This window comes from Pseudomonas yamanorum, from assembly GCF_013386765.1.
Taxonomy (GTDB): domain Bacteria; phylum Pseudomonadota; class Gammaproteobacteria; order Pseudomonadales; family Pseudomonadaceae; genus Aquipseudomonas; species Aquipseudomonas yamanorum_A.
In genome coordinates this window covers 139,177-162,425 of sequence record NZ_JACARE010000017.1, presented here as the reverse complement: position 1 = coordinate 162,425, position 23,249 = coordinate 139,177, and the positions used below count along the sequence as shown (strand labels likewise).

The window sequence follows — 23,249 nt, the reverse complement described above, 5'->3', positions numbered from 1 at the left end:
CTATTGAAGTTGTCGCCACATGATTCGTCGAAAACGCTCACCGGGACCGCTGCCCACGTGCGCATACACAGATTCCAGGACGGACCGCGAGTGGCCACTGACACCCACCGACGTCACGCGATAGAGGGTGGCCTGGGTTTCTGCCGGCAGATGAGCCAGCCCCGTCCCCGAGCCCAGGTTTTGAATGCCGTAAAGGCTGTCCTTCATCCCGACCCAGGTCACGGTCGACACGGGGTTCGTCCCTGGTCCCACGACGGAAACCGACTCGGCAGGAGGCGCGCAGGCAGTAGTCGAGCGACAACGGCGTAGGGCAAAACCAGGCGCCTGCACCGAAGACTCGCCAAGCCTTAGGCCGCTTTCGGCCAACTGAAACGACTGGTTGCGCTGGCGAACGCTGCCGGTCATTTTTTCCTGGGAGATTGCGCCCTGCATCGACGACAACCCGATTAGCGCCAACAGCAGCAGGAATACCAGGGCGACCATCAACACCATGCCAGACTGCCTCGAACGTGAGAGGTAATAACCCATCATCGAGCTACTCCAGCCGATTACGCAGCGCCGCTACAACGCTGTAGGTCTGGTCTTTAACCAATCCTTTCGGGTCCTGAAGCGTCAGCAGAATCCGCACACTACGTATCAGCGACTCATCAGCGGGGTCAGGGTCGTATCGGCTGACAATCGTTGAGCCCGCCTTCCCGGCCACCCCGAAACTGATATCGAAAGCACCCACGTTATCCACCAGCACGGCCTTGCTCGGGGCCGCCAGCGTGCTGAACTTCAACTGCCCGCCCTCGAAGGTGTAAGTCAGCCTGCGCAGTGGAAAGCGGGTCTGCCCGGGCGCTGGCACAGGCCCGCTCCCTGCATAGGCTTGGGCAGCGCCGGTGCAATCGGAAAGCACTGTCCAGTCAGGCTTGCTGCCACTCTCTCCGACATCGGCGGTCACCAGCGTTAGGGACCGTGAGCTGCCAGTGATACTCCAGCCGATGGGACGATCAAACCCCGCAGGCGCATTGCCGATTGAGGCGGTGGACAGGCAGCCAAACATGCCCGCCAGGCGTATTTCCTGAATCAGCTTGCCCAGGACAAAGCGTGCATCATCCTGCAACAGCGAGGCTGAATTCTGGCTGGCATGAGTGATTCGGGAGCTGAGCGCGACCTGGGTCACCCCCATGATCAGCACCAGGCCAAGCGCCAATGCCAGCAGCATCTCCACCAGACTGAAACCGCGAGCCGCGCCCCTCATGGCAGCGCCCTCGAGTCGACGGCAACCCGGCTCGTCAGGGTGAATGTTTCCCGGGCGCCTTGAGCCTTCGCTGCGCGAGAGTCGTCCCAACTGATGCTGATGGTCACCTCTCGCTGATTGACCACGACCGAGCCTTTGGCGCTCTCCCCGGCAAACCCTGCAATGTTGGCTTCGAAATCGTGCAGGTCCAGATCACGGACACTGGCGACCGCCGTACTGGCAGGCGCGCGCTCGCTCTGCCCCCATGAGTAATCGGCGCCCGAGTTGGCCCGGATTCGGTCAAGCATGTCGTACGCAATGAAACTGGCCTGGCTGGTCATCCTGGAACTGTCGGTGTACTTCAGCGCATTGAGCTGAATCACCGCCGCCCCCAGCAGGCCAACGGCGAGGATCAGCACAGACACCAGGACTTCGATCAGGGTCATCCCGGCCTGGGCCGGTTGAGGTCGAAACGTTACGGGGCAAGTGTTCATTACCATCGCCATCCATGTCGAAGGTCGTCAAAAAGCAGAAGAAAATCTGCAGTGCGACGCAAGACTAGCGTCGGTCTTGGCCCAGCGCTGCACCCCGGAACAAAGCGAAATACTTTGGACAGGATGGCCATCATTCGAGGTTCCAACCCCAGCGCTATAACTATGTCTGCCATCCGGCATCGACTGAAAAAACACACCGCGTCCACGGAGGGACGGCACATGAAACAACGAGGTTTCTCGCTGATCGAGCTGATACTGGGCCTGTTCCTGAGCGGCATCCTGGCCAACCTGGCAGTGCCGAGCCTCAAGGGGCTGCTGGAGTCGCAACGGCGCCAAAACGCCGCCGAATCCCTTGCCGGTGGTGTGCGCTACGCCCGCACGGAAGCCATCGCACGCAATCGCACGGTGGTCATCCATGCATTGGACGACGACTGGAGCCGAGGATGGAGGGTGATACTGGACCTGAACGGTCGCGGTCATCTGGACGACGACAACCCGATACTGCTGGAGCGCCAGGACAGTGGGCAGATACCGATTGTGGGGAATACGCCAGTGCGAACCCAGATACGCTTCAGCGGCCTGGGGGAGCCACTGCTGTCAGCGGGGGCCTTCAGTGCTGGCACGGTCCACGTGTGCGCGACCGACCAGCAACTGAGCCTGTATCAGATAGTGCTGGCAGCCAGCGGGCGAATCAGCCTGCGCAGCAACAAGACCGAGCAGGCGCTGTGCCGGGGCTATGCCGGCACCCTGGGACTCAGAGCAGCGAACGAACCCGCAGCTCCTTGGGCATGGAGAAAGTGATGTTCTCTTCACGACCAGCCAGTTCATCAGCGCCCGTGGCGCCCCAGGCCTGCAATTGTTGAATCACACCACGCACCAGCACTTCCGGGGCCGAGGCACCCGCAGTGATACCAATGCGCTCGACACCGTCGAACCAGCTGCGCTGCATGTCTTCGGCACCATCGATCAGGTAGGCCGGAGTTGCCATGCGCTCGGCCAGCTCACGCAGCCGATTGGAGTTGGAGCTGTTGGGGCTGCCCACCACCAGTACCACGTCGCATTCGTCAGCCAATTGCTTGACCGCATCCTGGCGGTTTTGTGTGGCGTAGCAGATGTCATCCTTGCGTGGCCCGCCGATGGCCGGGAAACGCGAACGCAAGGCATCGATGACGCGGCTGGTGTCGTCCATCGACAAGGTGGTCTGGGTAACGAAGGCCAGCTTTTCAGGGTTGTGCACCTGCAAGGCGGCGACGTCTTTTTCGTCCTCTACCAGGTAGATCGCGCCGCCATTGCTGGCGTCGTACTGGCCCATGGTGCCTTCGACTTCCGGGTGACCGGCGTGGCCGATCAGGATGCATTCACGACCGTCACGGCTGTAGCGCGCGACCTCGATGTGCACCTTGGTTACCAGCGGGCAGGTGGCGTCGAAGACTTTCAGGCCACGGCCTGCAGCTTCGGTACGCACCGCCTGGGAAACACCGTGGGCGCTGAAGATGACGATTACGTCGTCCGGCACCTGGTCCAGCTCTTCAACGAAGATGGCGCCGCGACTGCGCAGGTCTTCGACCACGAATTTGTTGTGGACGACTTCATGGCGCACGTAAATCGGCGGCCCGAAGACTTCCAGGGCGCGGTTGACGATTTCAATCGCCCGGTCCACGCCGGCGCAGAAGCCACGGGGGTTGGCGAGTTTGATTTGCATGCTGTGCCTCGTGTCTTGCAGGGCAAGAAATGGGATCAACTCTACTCTGTAAGAGTAAGCCTCTGTGGGAGCCGGGCTTGCCCGCGATGCAGACGACTCGGCATATCAGGTACGCCAAGGTGATTCCATCGCAGGCAAGCCAGCTCCTACAGGGGCCGGTTTCGTTAGTTACAGCGCTTTAACGTCGATGATTTCAACATCAAAGGTCAAGGTTTTCCCGGCCAACGGGTGGTTGAAGTCGATGGTCACTTGCGCGTCATCAAAGGCTTTCACCACACCTGGCAGCTCGGTATTCGCCGCATCATTGAAGATCACCAGCAAGCCTTCCGACAGCTCCATGTCCTGGAACTGCGAACGCGGGATGATCTGCACGTTTTGCGGGTTGGGCTGGCCAAAGGCGTTTTCCGGCAGGATCTGCAGGTTGCGCTTGTCGCCGGCCTTGAAACCGAACAGTGCCGCCTCGAAGCCCGGCAGCAGGTTGCCGTCACCGACCTTGAAGGTCGCCGGGGCCTTGTCGAACGTGCTGTCGACCGTGTCGCCATTCTCCAGGCGCAATGCGAAATGCAAGGTGACTTCCGTGTTCTGGCCGATGCGTTGCTCAGCCAATACCTGTTCAGTCATGAACGGTCTCTCCGGTTTTCTTACTTTTGAACATATCCAACGCCAGCATGATTGCACCGACGGTGATGGCGCTGTCGGCAAAATTGAACGCCGGGAAGTACCAGCGGTTCTGCCAATGCACCAGAATGAAGTCGATCACATGGCCCAGGGCGATACGGTCGTACAGGTTGCCCAGCGCACCGCCCAGCACCAGCGCCAACGCGACGGCCAGCCAGGTGTCATCGCGCCCCAGGCGCTTGAGCCAGACCACCAGCACCGCACTGACCACCACGGCAATCAGGGCAAACAGCCAGCGCTGCCAGCCGGAGCTGTCAGCCAGGAAGCTGAACGCAGCGCCGGTGTTGTAGGCCAGGGTCCAGCTGAAGTAGTCGGGAATCACCACGATCTGCTGGTACATCTGCAAGGCGCCTTCGAAATGAGCCTTGCTGAGCTGGTCAATGACCAGCACCAGCACGCTCAGTACGAGCAAGCCCAGGCGTCCAAAACGACTGGCTTTAGGCATAGTGACGAACCTCGCCAGCGCCAGAGATGTTGTCGACGCAACGACCGCAGATTTCCGGATGCTCCGGGTTCACGCCGACATCTTCACGGCAGTGCCAGCAACGGGCGCACTTGGGGAAGGCCGACTTGACCACTTTGAGCTTGAGGCCCGGGACTTCGGTCGCCACGGCGTCCGCCGGAGCCTGGGTAAACGGTGCAAGGCTGGCGGTGGACGTGATCAACACGAAGCGCAGTTCGTTGCTCAGCTTGGCCAGGTCAGCGGTCAGGCCTTCCTCGGCAAACAGCGTGACTTCGGCCTGCAGGTTGCCGCCAACGGCTTTCGCCGCGCGCTGCACTTCCAGCTCCTTGTTCACGGCAACCTTCACCGCCATCACGCCTTCCCAGTACTCGCGACCCAGCTCGAAGTCGGCCGGCAATTCGGTCAGGCCTTCGTACCAGGTGTTGAGCATCACGGATTCGTTACGCTCGCCCGGCAGGTATTCCCACAGTTCGTCGGCGGTGAAGGCCAGGATCGGTGCGATCCAGCGCACCAGCGCTTCGGAGATGTGGTACAGCGCGGTCTGCGCCGAACGGCGGGCCTTGCTGTTGGCGCCGGTGGTGTACTGGCGGTCCTTGATGATGTCGAGGTAGAAGCCACCCAACTCCTGCACGCAGAAGTTGTGGATCTTCGAGTAGACGTTCCAGAAACGGTATTCGCCGTAGTGCTCCTGCAACTCGCGTTGCAGCAACAGGGTACGGTCCACGGCCCAACGGTCCAGGGCGAGCATTTCCTCGGCCGGCAGGATGTCGGTGGCCGGGTTGAAACCGGTCAGGTTCGACAGCATGAAGCGTGCGGTATTACGGATCCGGCGGTAGGCATCGGCGCTGCGCTGCAGGATCTGCTCGGACACGGCCATCTCGCCCGAGTAATCGGTAGAGGCAACCCACAGGCGCATGATGTCGGCGCCCAGGGTGTCGTTGACCTTTTGCGGCGCGATCACGTTGCCCAGGGACTTGGACATCTTGCGACCGTTCTCGTCGACGGTGAAACCGTGGGTCAGCAACTCGCGGTACGGGGCGTGATCGTCGATCGCGCAGCCAGTGAGCAGCGAGGAGTGGAACCAGCCACGGTGTTGGTCGGAACCTTCCAGGTACAGATCGGCACGCGGGCCGGTCTCGTGACCCATCGGGTGCGAGCCGCGCAGGACGTGCCAGTGGGTGGTACCCGAGTCGAACCACACGTCGAGGGTGTCGCTGATCTTGTCGTACAGCGGCGCTTCGTCGCCCAACAGCTCGGCGGCGTCCAGTTTGAACCAGGCTTCGATGCCCTCTTGCTCAACGCGCTGGGCAACCACTTCCATCAGTTCGACGGTACGTGGGTGCAGCTCGCCGCTTTCCTTGTTCAGGAAGAACGGGATCGGCACGCCCCAGTTGCGCTGGCGGGAGATGCACCAGTCCGGACGGTTGGCGATCATCGAGTGCAGGCGCGCCTGGCCCCAGGCCGGAACGAACTTGGTGTCTTCGATCGCTTTGATCGCGCGCTTGCGCAGGGTTTCGCCGCTGTTCGGCTCTTTGTCCATGCCGATGAACCACTGCGCGGTGGCGCGGTAGATCAGCGGAGTCTTGTGGCGCCAGCAGTGCATGTAGCTGTGGGTGATGGTTTCGGTGTGCAGCAGCGCACCGACTTCCGACAGCTTGTCGATGATCGGCTGGTTGGCCTTGAAGATGAACTGGCCGCCGAAGAATTCCAGGGACGGCGCGTATACGCCATTGCTTTGCACTGGATTGATGATGTCGTCGTTGACCAGCCCGTACTGCTTGCAGATCACGAAGTCGTCTACGCCATAGGCAGGCGAGCAGTGAACCACGCCGGTGCCGGCGCCCAGTTCAACGTACTCGGCCAGGTAGATTGGCGACAGGCGGTCGTAGAACGGGTGACGGAAGTTGATCAGCTCCAGCGCGGAGCCGGTCGTGGTCGCGATCACCGAGCCTTGCAGGTTGTAGCGGGCCAGGCACGACTCGACCAGCTCTTCAGCCAGCACCAGCAGGCGATCACCGACGTCCACCAGGGCATAGGTGAATTCCGGGTGCACGTTCAGCGCCTGGTTGGCCGGGATGGTCCACGGGGTGGTGGTCCAGATCACGATGGAGGCTGGCTTGGCCAGGCTCGCCAGGCCGAATGCCTCGGCCAGCTTGGCTTCGTCGGCGATCGGGAAGGCCACGTCGATGGTCGAGGACTTTTTGTCTTCGTATTCCACTTCTGCTTCAGCCAGGGCCGAACCGCAGTCGAAGCACCAGTTCACGGGCTTGAGGCCCTTGAACACGAAACCGCCCTTGACGATTTCGGCCAAGGCACGGATTTCACCGGCCTCGTTCTTGAAGTCCATGGTTTTGTAAGGGTTGGCCCAGTCGCCCAACACACCCAGGCGGATGAATTCGGACTTCTGCCCTTCGATCTGCTCGGTGGCGTAGGCACGGCACAGTTCGCGGGTTTTATCCGCGCCCAGGTTCTTGCCGTAGGTCACTTCGACTTTGTGCTCGATCGGCAGGCCGTGGCAGTCCCAACCCGGAACATAAGGCGCGTCGAAACCCGACAGGGTTTTCGAACGCACGATCATGTCCTTGAGAATCTTGTTCAGCGCATGACCGATGTGAATCGTGCCGTTGGCATAAGGAGGGCCGTCGTGCAGGACGAATTTCGGACGATCCTTGCCAATCTCGCGCAACTTTCCGTACAGGCCAATACTGTCCCAGCGCTGCAGGATCTGCGGTTCGCGCTGTGGCAGGCCGGCCTTCATTGGGAAGGCGGTGTCCGGAAGGTTTAGCGTGGCTTTATAGTCGGTCATTTAAGGCTCTTCATTAGCGATGGGCGCTAGGTGCGGCTAGTGCACGGGCGGCGGCGACATCCGCATTGATCGCCGTTTTCAACGCCTCCAGGGAGGCGAAACGCTGCTCTTCACGCAGCTTTTGGTGGAAAGCCACCGTCAAACGCCGGTCATACAGATCACCGGCAAAATCCAAAAGGTGAACTTCCAGGTGGGCTTTGCCATCACCTGCAACCGTGGGCCTGACGCCTATGTTGGCGACTCCGGGCCACGATTGGCCGTCGATGTCGACACTCACCAGGTAAACCCCTGTCAGCGGCACACGACGGCGCTTGAGTTGCACGTTGGCGGTCGGCGTGCCCAGTTGGCGCGCCAGCTTCTGGCCGTGCAAAACCCGCCCGGCAATCCGGAACGGGCGACCGAGCAAGCGCTCGGCCAAGGCGAAGTCGGCAGCGGCCAGGGCGTTACGCACCTGGGTACTGCTCACGCGCAGGCCGTCCAGTTCGACGGTTTGCGCGGCTTCGACGGTAAAACCCTGGGTGACGCCGGCTTGTTGCAGGAAATCGAAATCCCCTACCCGGTCGCAACCGAAACGGAAGTCGTCGCCGACCTCCAGGTGCTGCACGCCCAGGCCATCCACCAGGATGCGGTCGACGAACTCGGCGGCACTGAGGCTGCGCAAACGCTGGTTGAAAGCCAGGCAAAGGACACGGTCCACGCCCTCTTCCGCCAGCAGCTGCAGCTTGTCCCGCAGGCGGGCCAGACGTGCCGGCGCCGTCTCAGGAGTAAAAAATTCGCGGGGTTGTGGTTCAAAAATCACCACACAGCTGGGCACGCCCAACTCAACCGCACGCTCACGCAGGCGGGCCAGGATAGCCTGGTGGCCACGGTGAACACCGTCAAAGTTGCCAATAGTGGCGACGCAGCCCCGATGCTGGGGGCGCAGGTTGTGGAGACCTCGAACCAGCTGCATAACGCGCTTCTTGCTCATAAAGTGGTCGATTATAACCACACCCGGCCCTGGACGACAGGCAACAGCGCAGGCCATTTGCGCGAATCGATAAAACAACTGCTTTATCGACGAAAAGTCTCTAGCTCAGCGACTTGCGATTGAAATCCCGCAAGCGGAAGCCCATCAGCAGCAACATGCCGAAGTACACCACAACGCCAGCGACCACCAACGCACCGAGGCGCATGAAGCGCTCCAGCATCTGGCCCTGATCCCAGGCTGGCATGAAGTGCATCAGGCCCAGCAGCACCGCGGCCATTGCCCCCACGGCCACCACCAGCTTGATCGCGAACAGACTCCAGCCCGCCTGAGGCTGGAACATTTTCTGTTTACGCAGTTGATAAAACAGCAGGCCGGCATTGATGCAGGCCCCGACACTGATTGCCAGTGCAAGCCCGGCATGCTTCAGCGGGCCAATGAACGCCAGGTTGAGCAGTTGCGTCACCACAAGGGTGAAGATCGCGATTTTTACCGGGGTACGGATGTTCTGTTGAGCATAAAAGCCGGGAGCCAGCACCTTGATCACGATAATGCCCAGCAGGCCGACGGAATAGGCGATCAACGCACGCTGGGTCATCGAGGCGTCAAACGCGGTGAACTGGCCGTACTGGAACAGCGCAACCGTCAGTGGCTCGGCGAGCAACCCTAGCGCCACGGCGCACGGCAGCACCAGCACGAAGCACAGGCGCAGGCCCCAGTCGAGGATCCGCGAATACTCGTGGCGGTCCTTGCTGGCATAGGTGCGCGACAGCGTAGGCAGCAGGATGGTACCGAGCGCAACGCCCAGCACGCCGGATGGCAACTCCATCAGGCGATCGGCGTAGTACATCCACGACACCGAGCCCGAGACCAGCAGCGAGGCAAAGGCCGTGTTGATGATCAGCGAGATCTGGCTGACGGAAACCCCAAGGATCGCCGGCAGCATGTTGCGCATCACCCGCCAGACGCCCGTGTCCTTGAGGTTCAGGCGCGGCAGCACCAGCATGCCGATTTTCTTCAGGTGCGGCAGTTGGTACAGCAGTTGCGCGAGGCCGCCGGCCAATACCGCCCAGCCCAGGGCCATCACGGGCGGATCGAAGTACGGCGTCAGGAACAGCGCAAAAATAATCATGCTGACGTTAAGCAGGGTCGGCACAAACGCCGGCACCGAGAAACGGTTCCAGGTATTGAGGATCGCCCCGGCCAGGGACGACAGGGAAATCAGCAATATATAAGGAAAGGTCACCCGCAACAGATCAGTGGTCAGGGCGAATTTTTCCGGCGTATTGGCAAAGCCGGGCGCCGTGGCCCAGATCACCCAGGGCGCAGCGAGCATCCCGGCGATCGTCACCAGCGTCAGCACCAGCGTCAGCAAACCCGACACATAAGCAATAAAGGTACGGGTCGCCTCCTCGCCTTGCTGCGCCTTGTATTCGGCCAGAATCGGCACGAATGCCTGGGAAAAAGCCCCCTCGGCGAAGATCCGCCGCAGCAGGTTGGGCAGTTTAAAGGCAATAAAGAAGGCATCCGTGGCCATGCTGGCGCCAAAAATACGCGCCAGCAGCGTGTCACGCACAAACCCAAGAACCCGGGAAATCATCGTGATAGAGCTGACGGCGGCCAACGACTTGAGCAGATTCATTGAAAGAGTTTTTGCCTATAGATAAAGAGCAGGCGAACAAACGGCCCACATATGCGATACTCCGCGCCTGCAACAAGCACAGAGCCAAAGCTCGCGAGTTTACAGGTCAAGCGCCGGAAATAAATCACCCGCCTCTTAAGATCGACCACTCAGCAGTTCGCATCACCCGCCCTTGACAAGACTTCAACTCATCGGCATGATTCGCGGCCTATTTTGTTTGCTATTTCCTAAAAAGTCTTTCGAGGAGCTCGACGGTGGCCAACACACCTTCCGCCAAAAAACGTGCAAAACAGGCTGAGAAGCGTCGCAGCCACAACGCCAGCCTGCGTTCCATGGTTCGTACCTACATCAAGAATGTAGTTAAAGCCATTGACGCAAAAGACGCTGAAAAAGCTCAAGCTGCTTACGTTCTGGCCGTGCCAGTTATCGACCGTATGGCCGATAAAGGCATCATCCACAAGAACAAAGCTGCTCGCCATAAAGGTCGTCTGAATGGCCACATCAAGGCTCTGAACCTTGCTGCTGCAGCCTAAGCGATAAGCTTGTTAAAAAACCGACCTCAGGGTCGGTTTTTTATTGCCTGCGTTTTTACAGGCACTGCAAAACAAATGTGGGAGCTGGCTTGCCCGCGATAGCATCACCTCGGTATCACTGATACACCGAAGTGCCTGTATCGCAGGCAAGTCAGCTCCCACATAGAGCAGGGTTATTGCCCAGCAGGCCACGGCAGGATCGGAATCGCCGTCACCGCATTCTGCGGGCTGCCTTCGATCAAGCGGTCGCTGTAGACCAGATACACCAGGGTATTGCGCTTCTTGTCGAGGAAACGCACCACCTGCATGGTCTTGAACACCAGGGACGTGCGCTCCTTGAACACCTCATCCCCATCCTTCAGCTCGCCCTTGAAGCGAATCGCCCCCACCTGACGGCAGGCAATCGACGCCTCGGCGCGATCCTCAGCCAGACCCAAGCCGCCCTTCACCCCGCCCGTCTTGGCGCGAGACAGGTAGCAGGTCACACCATCCACCTTCGGATCATCAAAGGCCTCGACCACGATCCGATCATTGGGGCCGACAAACTTGAACACCGTCGACACCTGGCCAATCTCTTCGGCCGACGCCAGCAACGGCATCGCCAGCAGCAAACCGAGCAATCCCTTCATTACGCGCATCGAGACATCCCTATTACTTAAACCAGAATCAGGTTATCCCGGTGAACCAGCTCCGGCTCAGCCATGTAACCCAACAGACCGACAATCGCCTCAGACGACTGCCCAATGATTTTCTGCGCCTCAAGGGCGCTGTAGTTAGCCAGGCCACGGGCAATCTCACGCCCGTCAGGCGCCACACAAACCACCATCTCGCCACGGCGGAAGCTGCCCTGGACCAGTTTTACACCCACCGGCAGCAGGCTTTTGTTGCCCTGAGACAACGCAGACACCGCCCCCGCATCCAGCACCAGGGTACCGCGCGTCTGAAGATGCCCCGCCAGCCACTGCTTGCGCGCCGCCAGCATGCCGCGCTCGGGCGACAGCAGCGTACCGATGCGCTCGCCCGCCTTGAGACGATCCAGCACCCGCTCGATCCGACCACCGACGATGATCGTGTGCGCACCGGAACGCGCCGCCAGCCGCGCCGCACGCAGCTTGGTCTGCATGCCGCCGCGCCCCAGGGCACCACCGACACTGCCGGCTACCGCATCCAGCGCCGGGTCATCGGCACGCGCTTCGTAAATCAGCTGGGCATCCGGGTTATTGCGCGGATCAGCGTCGAACATGCCGTCGCGATCGGTGAGGATCACCAGCAAGTCAGCCTCGACCAGATTAGCCACCAAGGCTGCCAAGGTGTCGTTATCGCCGAAACGGATTTCGTCAGTCACCACGGTGTCATTCTCGTTGATCACCGGGATCACCTTGAGTTCAACCAGAGCGCGCAGGGTGCTGCGGGCATTCAGGTAACGCTTGCGGTCGGACAAGTCATCATGGGTCAGCAGAATCTGCGCCGTGTGGCGACCGTGCTCGGCAAAGCTGGATTCCCAGGCCTGCACCAGGCCCATCTGACCAATGGCGGCAGCGGCTTGCAGCTCGTGCATCGCGCTGGGTCGCGCGGTCCAGCCAAGACGGCTCATGCCCGCGGCAACCGCCCCGGACGACACCAGCACCAACTCGACGCCAGCCTCATGCAAGGCCACCATCTGGTCCACCCAGACGCTCATGGCCGCACGATCCAGCCCTTTGCCATCCGCCGTCAGCAGCGCGCTACCGATCTTAACGACCCAACGCTGCGCACCTGTCACCTTGCTCCGCATCATCTTCAACCTTAGATAGAGGGCCGCGCGACCCAGCGCCGCCCATAACGTTATTCGTGACTACCGATTTCCAGATACCAAAACGCCGCTCGATTGAGCGGCGCTTAAGTTTACTGCAACGAATCAGTCGCGCACGTAAATGATTTCCGGGCCATCTTCATCATCCACGTCTTCTTCGTCCCAGTCGTCGTCACCGATATCATGGACCGACTTGACGCCACTGCGACGCAGCGCACGCTGGTCATCCAGCGCCTGCAGCTGGGCACGGGCTTCGTCTTCGATGCGCTGATCCAGCTCGGCCAGCTCTGCCTTGTAGACAGGGTCGGCCGCGAGGCGATCGGCACGATCTTCGAGGTAACGCATGATGTCACGCGTCAGGCGCTCAGTGCCTTCTTTGGCAATGGCCGAGATCACGTAGACCGGACCGGTCCATTCCAGGCGATCAACGATCTCCTTGACGCGCTCTTCGTGCTCTTCCTCGAGGATCTGGTCGCACTTGTTCAGCACCAACCAACGATCACGCTCCGCCAGGGACGGGCTGAACTTGGTCAGCTCGCTGACGATCACTTCAGCGGCGTCCGGCGCACTGGTGTCGTCCAGCGGCGCCATGTCGACGAGGTGCAGCAGCAAACGGGTACGGGACAAGTGCTTGAGGAAACGAATCCCCAGGCCTGCGCCATCGGAAGCACCTTCGATCAGGCCCGGAATGTCCGCAACCACGAAGCTTTTCCAGCGATCGACGCTGACCACGCCCAGGTTCGGCACCAGAGTGGTGAACGGGTAATCGGCGACTTTCGGCTTGGCAGCCGACACCGAGCGGATGAACGTACTTTTGCCGGCGTTCGGCAGACCCAGCAGGCCTACGTCAGCCAGCACCTTCATTTCCAGCTTGAGATCACGCTGCTCGCCAGGCTTGCCCGGCGTGGTCTGGCGTGGCGCACGGTTGGTACTGGATTTGAAACGGGTGTTACCCAGACCGTGCCAGCCGCCATGAGCCACCAGCAGGCGCTGACCGGCCTTGGTCAGGTCACCGATGATTTCCTGGGTAGCGGAGTCGATTACGGTGGTGCCGACCGGAACCCGCAGCACCAGCTCTTCGCCTTTCTTGCCGGTGCAGTCGGTGCTGCCGCCGTTGGAGCCACGCTCGGCATCAAAGTGCCGGGTGTAACGGTAGTCCACCAGGGTGTTGAGGTTTTCGTCGGCGATCATGTAGACCGAGCCGCCATCACCACCATCACCGCCGTTAGGACCACCGTTTTCGATGAATTTTTCCCGACGGAAACTCATGCAACCGTTACCGCCGTCGCCAGCTTTTACTCGGATCGAAACTTCATCAACAAACTTCATAACAAAACGCCTCTCGTCGCACGGACGAGCTTAAGAAACCAAGACATAAGACTCTTGCAAAAATGAGCGCAGCGACCTCAAGCAACGACCGCAAATCCACTGCTTTCGCCCATCACAAACAGCTTTGCAAGAGACTCACCCCACAAACGAAAAAGCCCCGTCGCGAGACAGGGCTTTTCCAGCAACTACGTAATTATGCCGCGACGACTTCAGTCTTCGGGACAATGCTCACGTAACGGCGGTTGAAAGCGCCTTTTACTTCAAACTTGATCACGCCGTCGATTTTAGCGAACAGAGTGTGATCTTTACCCATGCCAACACCGTAACCGGCGTGGAATTGGGTGCCGCGCTGACGCACGATGATGTTGCCCGGAATAATAACCTGGCCGCCATACATCTTCACGCCAAGGCGTTTGGCTTCTGAGTCGCGACCGTTACGGGTACTACCACCAGCTTTTTTGTGTGCCATGAGTCAATTCTCCTAGTGAGGAATTAGGCTGAAATTAAGCCTGAATACCGGTGATTTTGATCTCGGTGTACCACTGGCGGTGGCCCATACGCTTCATGTGGTGCTTACGACGACGGAACTTGATGATGCGGACTTTATCGTGACGACCTTGGGAGATCACTTCAGCCACAACGGTAGCGCCTGCAACAACTGGAGCGCCGATGTTCACGTCATCGCCATTGGCGACCAACAGAACGCGATCAAAAGTAACGGATTCGCCAGTAGCGATTTCCAGCTTCTCGATCTTCAGGTATTCACCTGGGGCGACCTTGTATTGCTTGCCACCAGTAACAATTACTGCGTACGACATGGTATTTCTCCGATAATCCTGCTCACCCAGCGCTTTATAAGAAGAGGTATTGGCTGGCATGGCTGCATGGGATGGACGTCCCGAATGCAATTGCGTAAGGCAGGTGCTGCCCAGGAAGTTCAGGGTGCGCGATTGTACGCAAGCTATGGAGGTGTTGCAAGTAGCCGTCTATCGCGCCTTGACACTACGGGACGTGGGTCCTAGCATGCCGCGCAACCCTTCTGGAGCGACTGTCGCTGATGCAACCCCAAGCTTTCTACCGCGCGGTGGCGGACGATTTTAGCGCCGTCGACGGCATCATCAAGAAGCAGCTGACTTCTAAAGTGCCGCTGGTCTCCAAAATTGGCGACTACATTACGTCGGCCGGCGGTAAACGCCTGCGTCCTTTATTAGTGTTGCTGTGTGGCAAGGCCCTCGGCCGCGAAGGCGATGACCTGCGCCTGCTGGCCGCGACCATCGAGTTCCTGCACACCGCCACCTTGCTGCACGACGACGTGGTCGACATGTCCGGCATGCGCCGCGGTCGCGAGACGGCCAACGCGATGTGGGGCAACGCGCCGAGCGTGCTGGTGGGCGACTTCCTGTACTCGCGCTCGTTCGAAATGATGGTCGAGCTGGGCTCGATGCCGGTGATGAAGATTCTTTCACAGGCCACGCGCATCATCGCCGAAGGCGAAGTATTGCAGCTGTCGAAGGTTCGTGACGCCAGCACCACCGAAGAAACCTACATGGAAGTGATTCGCGGCAAGACCGCGATGCTCTTCGAAGCCTCGACCCACAGTGCCGCAGCCCTGTGCGAAGCGACGCCCGAGCAGCGCGAAGCCCTGCGCACCTTCGGCGATCACCTGGGCGTGGCCTTCCAACTGGTGGACGACCTGCTGGATTATCGCGGCGACGCCGAAACCCTGGGCAAGAACGTCGGTGACGACCTGGCCGAGGGCAAGCCGACCTTGCCGCTGATCTACACCATGCGCGAAGGCACGCCGGAACAGGCGGCCCTGGTGCGCAAGGCGATCCAGAAAGGCGGGATCGAAGACCTGGAAAGCATCCGCGAAGCCGTGGAAGCCTCGGGCTCCCTCGAATACACCGCACAACTGGCCCGTGACTACGTCGCTCGTGCCATCCAGTGCCTGGAAGCCCTTCCAGCCAGCGAATACCGGGACGCCCTGGTTGAGCTGAGTGAGTTTGCGGTCGCCCGTACTCACTGATTCTGCTCTGCTTCATGTGGGAGCTGGCTTGCCTGCGATGCAGGCACCTCGGTTTGTCTGTCACACCGCGGTGATGCAATCGCAGGCAAGCCAGCTCCCACAGCGTTCTCTGGCGTTGCTGCACCCTGCCCGGCTAAAACCCTATACAATGTGCGCTTTTTAGCCATCCTGAAACTAAAGGAGCTTTAGTGAGCACGTTGCCACCCTGCCCAAAATGCAATTCCGAATACACCTACGAAGACGGCGCCCAGCTGATTTGCCCGGAATGCGCCCATGAGTGGGCCGTCGGTGGCGAAGCCGAGGCTGCCAGCGATGAATCCGTGAAGAAAGACTCTGTGGGCAACGTCCTGCAGGACGGCGACACTATCACCGTGATCAAGGACCTCAAGGTCAAGGGCACGTCCCTGGTGGTCAAGGTCGGCACCAAGGTCAAGAACATCCGCCTGTGCGACGGCGACCACGATATCGACTGCAAGATCGACGGTATCGGCCCGATGAAACTCAAGTCCGAGTTCGTCCGCAAGGTCTGAACCTGCTGCCTCCATCCCGTGCCCTGCACGGGATGGCGCTTCACCCTCCCCGCGTCACTTCCGCACTGGCGGCAAAAGGCCAGGCCTTTTGATCAGAAACAATATCCACACAGAAAAGTCCGGAAATCGCCAATAGGCACTTGCTATTCCTTGAATAAGAATTATTCTCATTGAAACCCATCAAGGAGATGCTTCCCATGACTTATTTGATCGATGCCTGGCTGGACCGTCCACACCCTTACCTGCGAATCCTCCATCGGGAAACCGGGGAAGTCTGCGCAGTACTGGAAGAAGAAGCGCTAAGCGAACTGCAGGACCAGGGCGACCTGGACGTCAATGGCCTGAGCTCGAGTGAACCTGGGGTATTGAAGGAGGTGGTGAGAAATCTGTTTCTGTTCTGCTATGCCCGGGCGTTGCGCCCAGTGACGGATCTCAATGGCAAGTTTCATCCATGAGCAACCTGCAAACCCTGAATAACACTGGCTCTATGTGGGAGCCGGGTTGCCCGCGATGCAAACGACTCGGTTTAACTTGAAACCGAGGTGATGCTATCGCAGGCAAGCCAGCTCCCCCCTAGAGCCAGGAGCAACTGTCAGCAGGTATTACAGAACGTCGAGCAGCTCGACGTCGAACACCAGAACGCTGTGCGGCGGGATGCTGCCAACGCCTTGAGCGCCGTAAGCCAGTTCGCTCGGCACGTACAGACGCCATTTGCTGCCGGCATTCATCAGTTGCAGGGCTTCGGTCCAGCCAGGAATCACGCCGCCAACCGGGAATTCAGCAGGCTGGCCACGCTCGTAGGAGCTGTCGAACACAGTGCCGTCGATCAGGGTGCCATGGTAGTGAGTACGTACCTGGTCTTCACGGGTCGGCTTGGCGCCGCTACCTGCAGTCAGCACTTCAAATTGCAGGCCGGAAGCCAGGGTGGTGATGCCGTCACGCTTGGCGTTTTCAGCCAGGAAAGCCAGGCCTTCGCCCGCAGCGGCTTCAGCTTTTGCAGCAGCTTCGGCTTGCATGATCTCGCGGATGACCTTGAAGCTGGCGGCCATTTGCTCCTGGTCCACACGGGAAGGCTTGCCGGCGAAAGCGTCGGTCAGGCCAGCCAGGATCGCATCCAGGCTCACGCCCGGTGGCGGGTTGTCGCGCAGTTGGTCGCCCAACTGACGGCCAATGCCGTAGCTCACGCGGGTTTCGTCGGTGGACAAGTTGACTTCGGACATGGAACTGCTCCGCTGTAGGACGACAACACACGCCGTCCAAACTAAAAGGGCGAGCAGCCTAGCACACAAGCCACGCCCTTGATGAGCCCCGCGCAGGAGAGCGCCAGGGGGTAATTAATGCTTGGTGACCTTATCCAGGTAACCCATGGCAAACGCCGACACTACAAACGTCATGTGAATGATCACGTACCACTTCAGGTGCTCGGGGTCGACGTTCTTGGCGTCCATGAAGACCCGCAGCAAATGGATCGACGAAATCGCCACGATGGACGCCGCAACCTTCATCTTCAGCGACGAGGAGTCCATGGTCCCCAGCCAGTTGAGCTTTTCCTTGCTTTCGTCGATGTCCAGCTGGGAGACGAAGTTCTCGTAGCCACTGATCATCACCATCACCAGCAGGCCGCCCACCAGCGCCATGTCGATCAACGACAGCAGCACCAGGATCACATCCGACTCGCTCATGGAGAACACCATGGGAATCACATGGAAGACTTCCTGGAAAAACTTCAACCCCAGCGCCAGCAGCCCCAGGGACAAACCGAAGTAGATCGGCGCCAACAGCCAGCGTGAGGCATACATTGCATTTTCGATAAAGCGTTCCATTGAATCTCACACAGCGTGGCTAAAAATGGCGCCGAGTATACCAGCCGCATCCAAACCCCAGAAACCGTCGAGAAAACTGATCTGTACGGCATCTGTAAAAGAATTTTTCTGCTAGTGTCGAGCTCATCAACTCGGCTCGATGATGTCGGACAGGAAAACTCAGATAATGGATGTGCGATCCCCTTTGGCCAGCATTGGCCTGTGTGCGGCGTTGCTGATGGGCAGCGGTTGTTCCCCCAGCGATGAACACAAGCAAGCCAGCCTCGAAGAGAAAACCGCCAAGTTCGAACAGTCCCTGGACGCCATCCAGGACCCCAAGCTCAAGGACGCCGTGTCCGAGCTCGGTGGCTCGTTGCTGTTGCTGGAACGGGCGCGGGCCAAGCTCGCCACCAAGCCCATCGAGGCCGAGTACAGCGAAGACAGCCTGGCGCTGCTCAAGCATTACCCGACGCCCCAGGCCCTGGTTGATACCTACATCAATGGCCTGTTTGTGCTGCGCAAGGCGTCCCATTCGGACTACCTGACGGACCTGCAGCCGATCTTCCCCTTCAACTTCAACGTGCCCGACCAGTTCCCCTTTCCCCACGGCCTGGAATGGCAGTCGGTGACCCTGAGCAACAACAAGGTCATCCCGTTCCAGCCGGAATGGTCGGAAACCGACCCGGGCATCCAGTTGAGCCCCACCAGTTCCAACCTGACCAACCCCGATGACCTGACGGTGACCTACCCGTTCGTCGAAGGCATCGAGACTGACAACAAGAGCCAGCCGCAGCCCGTCACCCTCAAGGGCAAGGTAGAAGTGATCGCGCCGCGTAAAGTCTTCACCTTCGACTTGTCGAAAAAGGACGTGGGCCGCAAACGCACCGAAGAAAACGTCACGGTCACCCTGCTGACCCTGGAAAAGAACTACGCCGAGATCGAACTGACCAACAGCGCCCCACTCGCGCCGGAAGTCGCCGACGAATCGCCTAACCCGCTGCTGGTGCAGGCGCGCGACACCACCGGGCAATTCCTTTCACGCTCGGGCTCGATCAACGAGAACGCCGCACAACTGGCGTTCTACGAGAAACAACTGGCGGAGATGCAAAAGCAGAAGGCCTGGTCCGACACCTTCGAGAAGCAGCTGGAAGACGAGCAGAAAGCCTTCGAACACAAGCAGGACAGCCACTACACCAAGGTGTACTTCAACGGCCTGATCGACAACGTGCAAGTCAGCGTCCTCGACTTCTCCCAAGCCACGATTACCCGCAAGGACCTGGACTTGCCCGTACGGCGCTTCGACAAGAACAGCCTGGAGAAAACCGTACAGCCCCTGCCGATGCCGGTCACCGTGTATGACGACCAGGCCTCCGACTGGCTGAAGGATGCCACGCTGTCCGAAGACCAACTGAAGAAAAGCGTCACCATCAATCAATCGGTGGATGACGCCAGCGCGGCGCACATCGAGTTTGATCACCCGTACACCTTCAACGACGACCTGCTGGGCGACGACCGCGGCGGCGGCGATGCCCCCGTGACCTTCCTCACGGCCAACGACGAAGGCAAGCTCGGCGAGCCGATCGAACTGCCCGCCGAAGCCTACGAGGTCGACCCGGGCCGCGCCACCATCACCTATGACCTGAACCTGTTCCCCGAGAACCCGGGATTTGCCGTGGGATCAATGCCGCTGTTCCTGGCCACCATCGAAAAAGGCACGCTCACCGCCGGGCAACTGCCCAAGGGCCTGGAGCTGAAAGACAACGCACTGATTGTCGACCAGAAGCAGTTCCCCGCCGACAGCTGGCGGTTCTATGCCAAGGACGCAAGCGGCAACTACCTGAAGGAAATCCTCGGCGTCAGCCACCGGGCCGAGGAATACGGCACTGCGTTGTTCGACGTGCATTACTTCTACGGCCAGCCGACCACATTTGAAACCTATCAGCGCACCGGACTGAATACGGTGGAGTATGGATTTGAGGTCAAGCTGGACAAGCCCGAGGCAGCGCCTGCCCCCAAACCGTAAGCGCCACCAGTACAGAAGCTCCAAGCCGGCTTGTGTGGGAGCCGGGCTTGCCCGCGATAGCATCACCTCGGTCTGGCTGAAAGACCGAGTTGCCTGCATCGCAGGCAAGCCAGCTCCCACACAAACCCACACATTCGGTTTTCGATGTTTAGCGGATATCACTCAACGCCGTTTGCCGTCCGCCATTGAGCTGTCGCAAGTGCGCCTGCAGGTGCAGACACCAGATCTGCGGATCATCAGCCAGCTCGTACCCGTGCAGGGTCAGGCTTTCGACAATCGAATCGAGGATGGTTTGTGCCACGAAAGGTCCGTGAAACGGGCCTTGGGACTTGATGGTGGAAGGCTGCTCGCCAGTCATTCCGGCGGCAAACAACAAAGTCCACATCCCGGTATCCCCCGCGAGAGGGCGAATCGAACATTCGATACGGGTGACCAGGCCCAGGCACTGGCGGGTAAGGCAGAGGTTGCGCGACATGGCGGCGACCCTCGGTAGATCCGGTATTCAGCCTTGCAGGGCAAGACTGTTTCTATCCAGCGACTCCTTTGGATATCCCTTGAGCTGAGAATAGAAGAAACCCGCTACAAACCAAGGCTGGGGGACCAACGGACGACTGCCGTCATGGCGGCGTCAAAAATATGCCGAAGGGGCCGGACAGCCGGCCCCTTCGGCATTGATTACACCGGCTTGGCCTCGGCCAACGCCTCCTGCGCCAGCTCCTTCTCGGCTTCCTTCAGGTCATCTTCGCTGATCATCTCGGCAATCGCCCGCAGACGCTCCACCACTCGCGCATTGACGCTGCCTTCAGGGAATTGCCCCTCCTCGTCCGGCGAACCGGCCGGCTCGCCCACCAGCAGGCTCAGGGCCTCGTCAGCCTGACGCACGGCGTAGACATGGAATTGCCCGTCCCGCACGGCCTGCAACACCTTCTCATCAAGCATCAGCGTCGCGACGTTGGCCTGGGGAATGATCGCCCCCTGCTCGCCGGTCAGCCCGCGGGCTTCACAGAGGCGGAAGAAGCCTTCGATCTTCTCGTTGACCCCGCCCACCGCCTGCACTTCACCAAACTGGTTGATGGAGCCGGTGATAGCAAAGCACTGCTTGAGCGGCGTCTTCGACAGGGCCGAGATCAAGGTACAGGCCTCGCCCAGGGACGCACTGTCACCGTCGACGTAACCGTAGGACTGCTCCAGGGCGATACTCGCCGAGATCGCCAGCGGGAATTCCTGGGCATAACGGCTGCCCAGGTAACCGGTGAGGATCATCACGCCTTTGGAGTGGATCGGCTGGCCGAGGTTGACCTCACGCTCGATATCCACGATGCCACTGCCGCCCGGATACACCGAGGCGGAAATTCGTGCCGGCACACCGAACGCCGAGTCACCCACCTCCAGCACGGTCAGCCCGTTGCACTTGCCCACCGCCGCACCGGCGGTGTCGATCAGGATCACCCCGGCGAGCATGTCATCGAGAATCCGTGCGGAAACCCGTCCAGTGCGCGTGGCCTTGGCCTTGAGCGCGCGCTCGATGTGCCCGGCGTCGGTACGCTCATCACCCGCCAGGTGGCGAATGAAGTCCGCCTCGCTGACCAACTGGAACAAATCACCGATACGCGCCGACAAGCGCCCCTGGTTCTCCGCCAGGCGCGCGCTGTAGGTCGCCAGCCGCGCCACGGCATCCGAGGTCAACGGCGCCATGCCTTCTTCCGAAGTGCGGGTTTTCAGCAACTGGGCGAACTGCTCCAGGCTTTCATCCACCATCGGGATGTCTTCGTCAAAGTCCACCAGCACCCGGAACATCTCCTGGAAGTCCGGATCCGCGTCCTGCAACGCGTAGTACAGCTGACGGGAACCAATGATGATGACCTTGAGTTGCAGCGGAATCACTTGCGGGTTGAGGGTCACGGTGGCCAGGCGGCCCAGTTCGCCCAACGGTGACTCCATCTTCAGCTTGCGCGATTGCAGGGCGCGCTTGAGGGCGTCCCACACAAACGGCTCGCTGAGCATCTTCTCGGCTTCAAGGATCAGGAAACCGCCGTTGGCCCGGTGCAACGCACCCGGCCGCAACTGACGGTAAGTGGTGTAGAGCGCGCCCTGGTCGGTGCTGTATTCAATGCGGCCGAACAGGTTGTCGTAGGTCGGATGCGGCTCGAAGACCACCGGCGCGCCACCGTTGACCGGATGGCCCACCACCAGGCTCGGGCAGTACTGCTCTTCCAGCAACTTGCGGGCCTGGGCGTCGGTTTTCGCGTCGTCCACCAACTGCTCGACCACGGTTTTCAGCAGGTAGACCTGCATCGCCTGCAAGTAGCCGCAGACCGCCGCGTTCTCCGCATACTTCTCGGAAAGCGGCGCCAGCAGTGGCTGCAAGGCCAGCGTGATGGTTTCTTCGTTGAACTGGCGCATCTGGTTGTTGGACTCGCGCTTCCACTGGGGCAGGCTGGCGAGTTCTTCGTTGAGGCGTTCTTCCAGTTCGGAAATGTCGGTGTGGAAACGCTCGCGATCGGCTTCCGGCAGTTGCGAAAACTCCGCCTCGTCCAGGGCCTTGCCGTCGAGCATCGGGGTAAACGCGATGTTGCTGCTGTCACGGTACAGCGCCACATCCTTTTCAAGGGCCAGGCGCTCGATCACATCCAGGGCGCGGTCGTAACGCTGGTTGAAGGCACGGTCGATGGCGCTTTTACGCTGTTGATAAGTCGGGTGTTCAAAGACCGCCGGGAAGGTCGCGACCAGGTTATCGATCAGGCCGTTGATGTCGCTGATGAACGCAGCTGCACCGCCCGCTGGCAACTCCAGGGCACGGGGTTCGCGAGGCTCATCGAAGTTATTGACGTAGACCCAGTCGGCCGGGGTCTGCAGGCGCTTGCCCTCGGCCTTGAGGTAGCGTTTGACGAACGAAAAGCGGCCCGTACCGGGCTCGCCCATGACAAATACGTTGTAACCGGGGCGTGGCATGGCCACACCAAACTGCAAGGCTTCGACCGCACGTTCCTGGCCAAGCACACCGCGAAAGGGCTCCAAATCATTGGTGGTCGAGAAGCTGAACTGTTCAGCGGAAAAAGGACGAGTCAGCGCTTCGGGCGCTAGACGCAAGCTGGCAGCAACAGGATCAGGCATCGGGCTTCCTTACATCAGGCGGGGCAGATGACGGCATTCTGGCGCCGGGTTGGGCCGGCTGGCAAGGCACGGCTTAGGGAAAGCATAGACACGGGTTCGGGGCTGTAAAAAAACCGAGTGTTTCCG

At 60.1% G+C, this 23,249-nt stretch carries 24 protein-coding genes; 6 read left to right on the top strand and 18 right to left on the bottom strand.

The window, feature by feature from the left end; genetic code table 11:
- Genes HX875_RS12205 through pilV form a run of 3 tightly spaced genes read right to left on the bottom strand, consistent with a single transcriptional unit; the run spans window position 1 to window position 1,716 of the window.
- Window positions 1-528 (bottom strand): pilus assembly PilX family protein, encoded by a 528-nt coding sequence (locus tag HX875_RS12205; protein ID WP_177043514.1) that lies wholly within the window; start codon window positions 526-528, stop codon window positions 1-3.
- A gap of 7 nt (window positions 529-535) precedes the next feature.
- A complete protein-coding gene (locus HX875_RS12200) occupies window positions 536-1,243 on the bottom strand; it encodes a PilW family protein (RefSeq protein ID WP_177043382.1) in 708 nt (235 codons plus the stop codon).
- Window positions 1,240-1,716, bottom strand: coding sequence for a type IV pilus modification protein PilV (gene pilV / locus HX875_RS12195; protein ID WP_177043381.1), 477 nt, complete (start codon window positions 1,714-1,716; stop codon window positions 1,240-1,242). Before pilV ends, HX875_RS12200 begins: the two co-directional genes overlap by 4 nt.
- A gap of 219 nt (window positions 1,717-1,935) precedes the next feature.
- Between pilV and HX875_RS12190 the strand changes: the two genes are divergently transcribed.
- Window positions 1,936-2,517, top strand: coding sequence for a GspH/FimT family pseudopilin (locus HX875_RS12190; RefSeq protein WP_177043380.1), 582 nt, complete (start codon window positions 1,936-1,938; stop codon window positions 2,515-2,517).
- On the opposite strand, the gene ispH is transcribed toward HX875_RS12190, so the two are convergent.
- From ispH to murJ, 6 genes are all read right to left on the bottom strand, one after another.
- On the bottom strand, window positions 2,471-3,418 hold the full coding sequence (ispH, locus tag HX875_RS12185; RefSeq protein ID WP_010174963.1) for a 4-hydroxy-3-methylbut-2-enyl diphosphate reductase: 948 nt from the start codon (window positions 3,416-3,418) through the stop codon (window positions 2,471-2,473). The genes HX875_RS12190 and ispH overlap by 47 nt on opposite strands.
- Window positions 3,419-3,586: 168 nt before the next feature.
- A complete protein-coding gene (gene fkpB, locus HX875_RS12180) occupies window positions 3,587-4,024 on the bottom strand; it encodes an FKBP-type peptidyl-prolyl cis-trans isomerase (protein ID WP_003215879.1) in 438 nt (145 codons plus the stop codon).
- Between the two features lie 7 nt (window positions 4,025-4,031).
- The gene (gene lspA / locus HX875_RS12175) at window positions 4,032-4,541 is read right to left on the bottom strand and encodes a signal peptidase II (RefSeq protein WP_010174962.1); all 510 of its coding nucleotides are present in this window, start codon (window positions 4,539-4,541) and stop codon (window positions 4,032-4,034) included.
- A complete protein-coding gene (gene ileS / locus HX875_RS12170) occupies window positions 4,534-7,365 on the bottom strand; it encodes an isoleucine--tRNA ligase (RefSeq protein WP_177043379.1) in 2,832 nt (943 codons plus the stop codon). Before ileS ends, lspA begins: the two co-directional genes overlap by 8 nt.
- 13 nt (window positions 7,366-7,378) lie before the next feature.
- Complete coding sequence (ribF, locus tag HX875_RS12165) at window positions 7,379-8,317, bottom strand: bifunctional riboflavin kinase/FAD synthetase (protein WP_076014011.1); 939 nt, start codon at window positions 8,315-8,317, stop codon at window positions 7,379-7,381.
- 118 nt (window positions 8,318-8,435) lie between these two features.
- Window positions 8,436-9,974, bottom strand: a complete 1,539-nt coding sequence (murJ, locus tag HX875_RS12160; protein ID WP_177043378.1) for a murein biosynthesis integral membrane protein MurJ — start codon at window positions 9,972-9,974, stop codon at window positions 8,436-8,438.
- Between the two features lie 254 nt (window positions 9,975-10,228).
- On the opposite strand from murJ, the gene rpsT reads away from it, so the two are divergent.
- On the top strand, window positions 10,229-10,507 hold the full coding sequence (rpsT, locus tag HX875_RS12155) for a 30S ribosomal protein S20 (protein ID WP_003215870.1): 279 nt from the start codon (window positions 10,229-10,231) through the stop codon (window positions 10,505-10,507).
- Window positions 10,508-10,680: 173 nt separating this feature from the next.
- Here the strand turns inward: rpsT and HX875_RS12150 are convergent, their stop codons facing one another.
- The 5 genes from HX875_RS12150 to rplU form a co-directional block, all read right to left on the bottom strand.
- Entirely contained in the window at window positions 10,681-11,145 is a 465-nt protein-coding gene (locus tag HX875_RS12150; protein ID WP_177043377.1) for a CreA family protein, read from the bottom strand.
- Window positions 11,146-11,162: 17 nt separating this feature from the next.
- A complete protein-coding gene (proB, locus tag HX875_RS12145) occupies window positions 11,163-12,281 on the bottom strand; it encodes a glutamate 5-kinase (RefSeq protein ID WP_010174957.1) in 1,119 nt (372 codons plus the stop codon).
- A 123-nt stretch (window positions 12,282-12,404) separates the two neighbouring features.
- Window positions 12,405-13,628, bottom strand: coding sequence for an Obg family GTPase CgtA (cgtA, locus tag HX875_RS12140; RefSeq protein ID WP_076014014.1), 1,224 nt, complete (start codon window positions 13,626-13,628; stop codon window positions 12,405-12,407).
- Between the two features lie 193 nt (window positions 13,629-13,821).
- On the bottom strand, window positions 13,822-14,097 hold the full coding sequence (gene rpmA, locus HX875_RS12135; protein ID WP_003215862.1) for a 50S ribosomal protein L27: 276 nt from the start codon (window positions 14,095-14,097) through the stop codon (window positions 13,822-13,824).
- Between the two features lie 34 nt (window positions 14,098-14,131).
- On the bottom strand, window positions 14,132-14,446 hold the full coding sequence (gene rplU / locus HX875_RS12130) for a 50S ribosomal protein L21 (protein WP_003176051.1): 315 nt from the start codon (window positions 14,444-14,446) through the stop codon (window positions 14,132-14,134).
- A 239-nt stretch (window positions 14,447-14,685) separates the two neighbouring features.
- Between rplU and HX875_RS12125 the strand changes: the two genes are divergently transcribed.
- The 3 genes from HX875_RS12125 (at window position 14,686) to HX875_RS12115 (ending at window position 16,639) form a co-directional block, all read left to right on the top strand.
- Window positions 14,686-15,654, top strand: a complete 969-nt coding sequence (locus HX875_RS12125) for a polyprenyl synthetase family protein (protein WP_177043376.1) — start codon at window positions 14,686-14,688, stop codon at window positions 15,652-15,654.
- A gap of 188 nt (window positions 15,655-15,842) precedes the next feature.
- Complete coding sequence (locus tag HX875_RS12120; RefSeq protein WP_003215858.1) at window positions 15,843-16,184, top strand: zinc ribbon domain-containing protein YjdM; 342 nt, start codon at window positions 15,843-15,845, stop codon at window positions 16,182-16,184.
- Between the two features lie 197 nt (window positions 16,185-16,381).
- Window positions 16,382-16,639 carry a PA4570 family protein gene (locus HX875_RS12115; protein ID WP_003215856.1) on the top strand — a complete coding sequence of 86 codons (258 nt, stop codon included), beginning with the start codon at window positions 16,382-16,384 and terminating at the stop codon, window positions 16,637-16,639.
- 147 nt (window positions 16,640-16,786) lie between these two features.
- Here the strand turns inward: HX875_RS12115 and HX875_RS12110 are convergent, their stop codons facing one another.
- Window positions 16,787-17,404, bottom strand: coding sequence for an FKBP-type peptidyl-prolyl cis-trans isomerase (locus tag HX875_RS12110; RefSeq protein ID WP_177043375.1), 618 nt, complete (start codon window positions 17,402-17,404; stop codon window positions 16,787-16,789).
- Window positions 17,405-17,518: 114 nt separating this feature from the next.
- On the bottom strand, window positions 17,519-18,007 hold the full coding sequence (locus HX875_RS12105) for a TIGR00645 family protein (protein WP_010174946.1): 489 nt from the start codon (window positions 18,005-18,007) through the stop codon (window positions 17,519-17,521).
- A gap of 166 nt (window positions 18,008-18,173) precedes the next feature.
- Between HX875_RS12105 and HX875_RS12100 the strand changes: the two genes are divergently transcribed.
- Window positions 18,174-20,009, top strand: a complete 1,836-nt coding sequence (locus HX875_RS12100) for a hypothetical protein (protein WP_177043374.1) — start codon at window positions 18,174-18,176, stop codon at window positions 20,007-20,009.
- 148 nt (window positions 20,010-20,157) lie between these two features.
- On the opposite strand, the gene HX875_RS12095 is transcribed toward HX875_RS12100, so the two are convergent.
- Both HX875_RS12095 and HX875_RS12090 read right to left on the bottom strand, forming a co-directional pair.
- Window positions 20,158-20,484, bottom strand: coding sequence for a PA4575 family protein (locus HX875_RS12095; RefSeq protein WP_076014017.1), 327 nt, complete (start codon window positions 20,482-20,484; stop codon window positions 20,158-20,160).
- Window positions 20,485-20,684: 200 nt separating this feature from the next.
- Window positions 20,685-23,123: a Lon protease family protein gene (locus HX875_RS12090; RefSeq protein WP_177043373.1), complete on the bottom strand. Its 2,439-nt coding sequence runs from the start codon at window positions 23,121-23,123 to the stop codon at window positions 20,685-20,687.
- Between the last annotated feature and the right edge of the window lie 126 nt (window positions 23,124-23,249).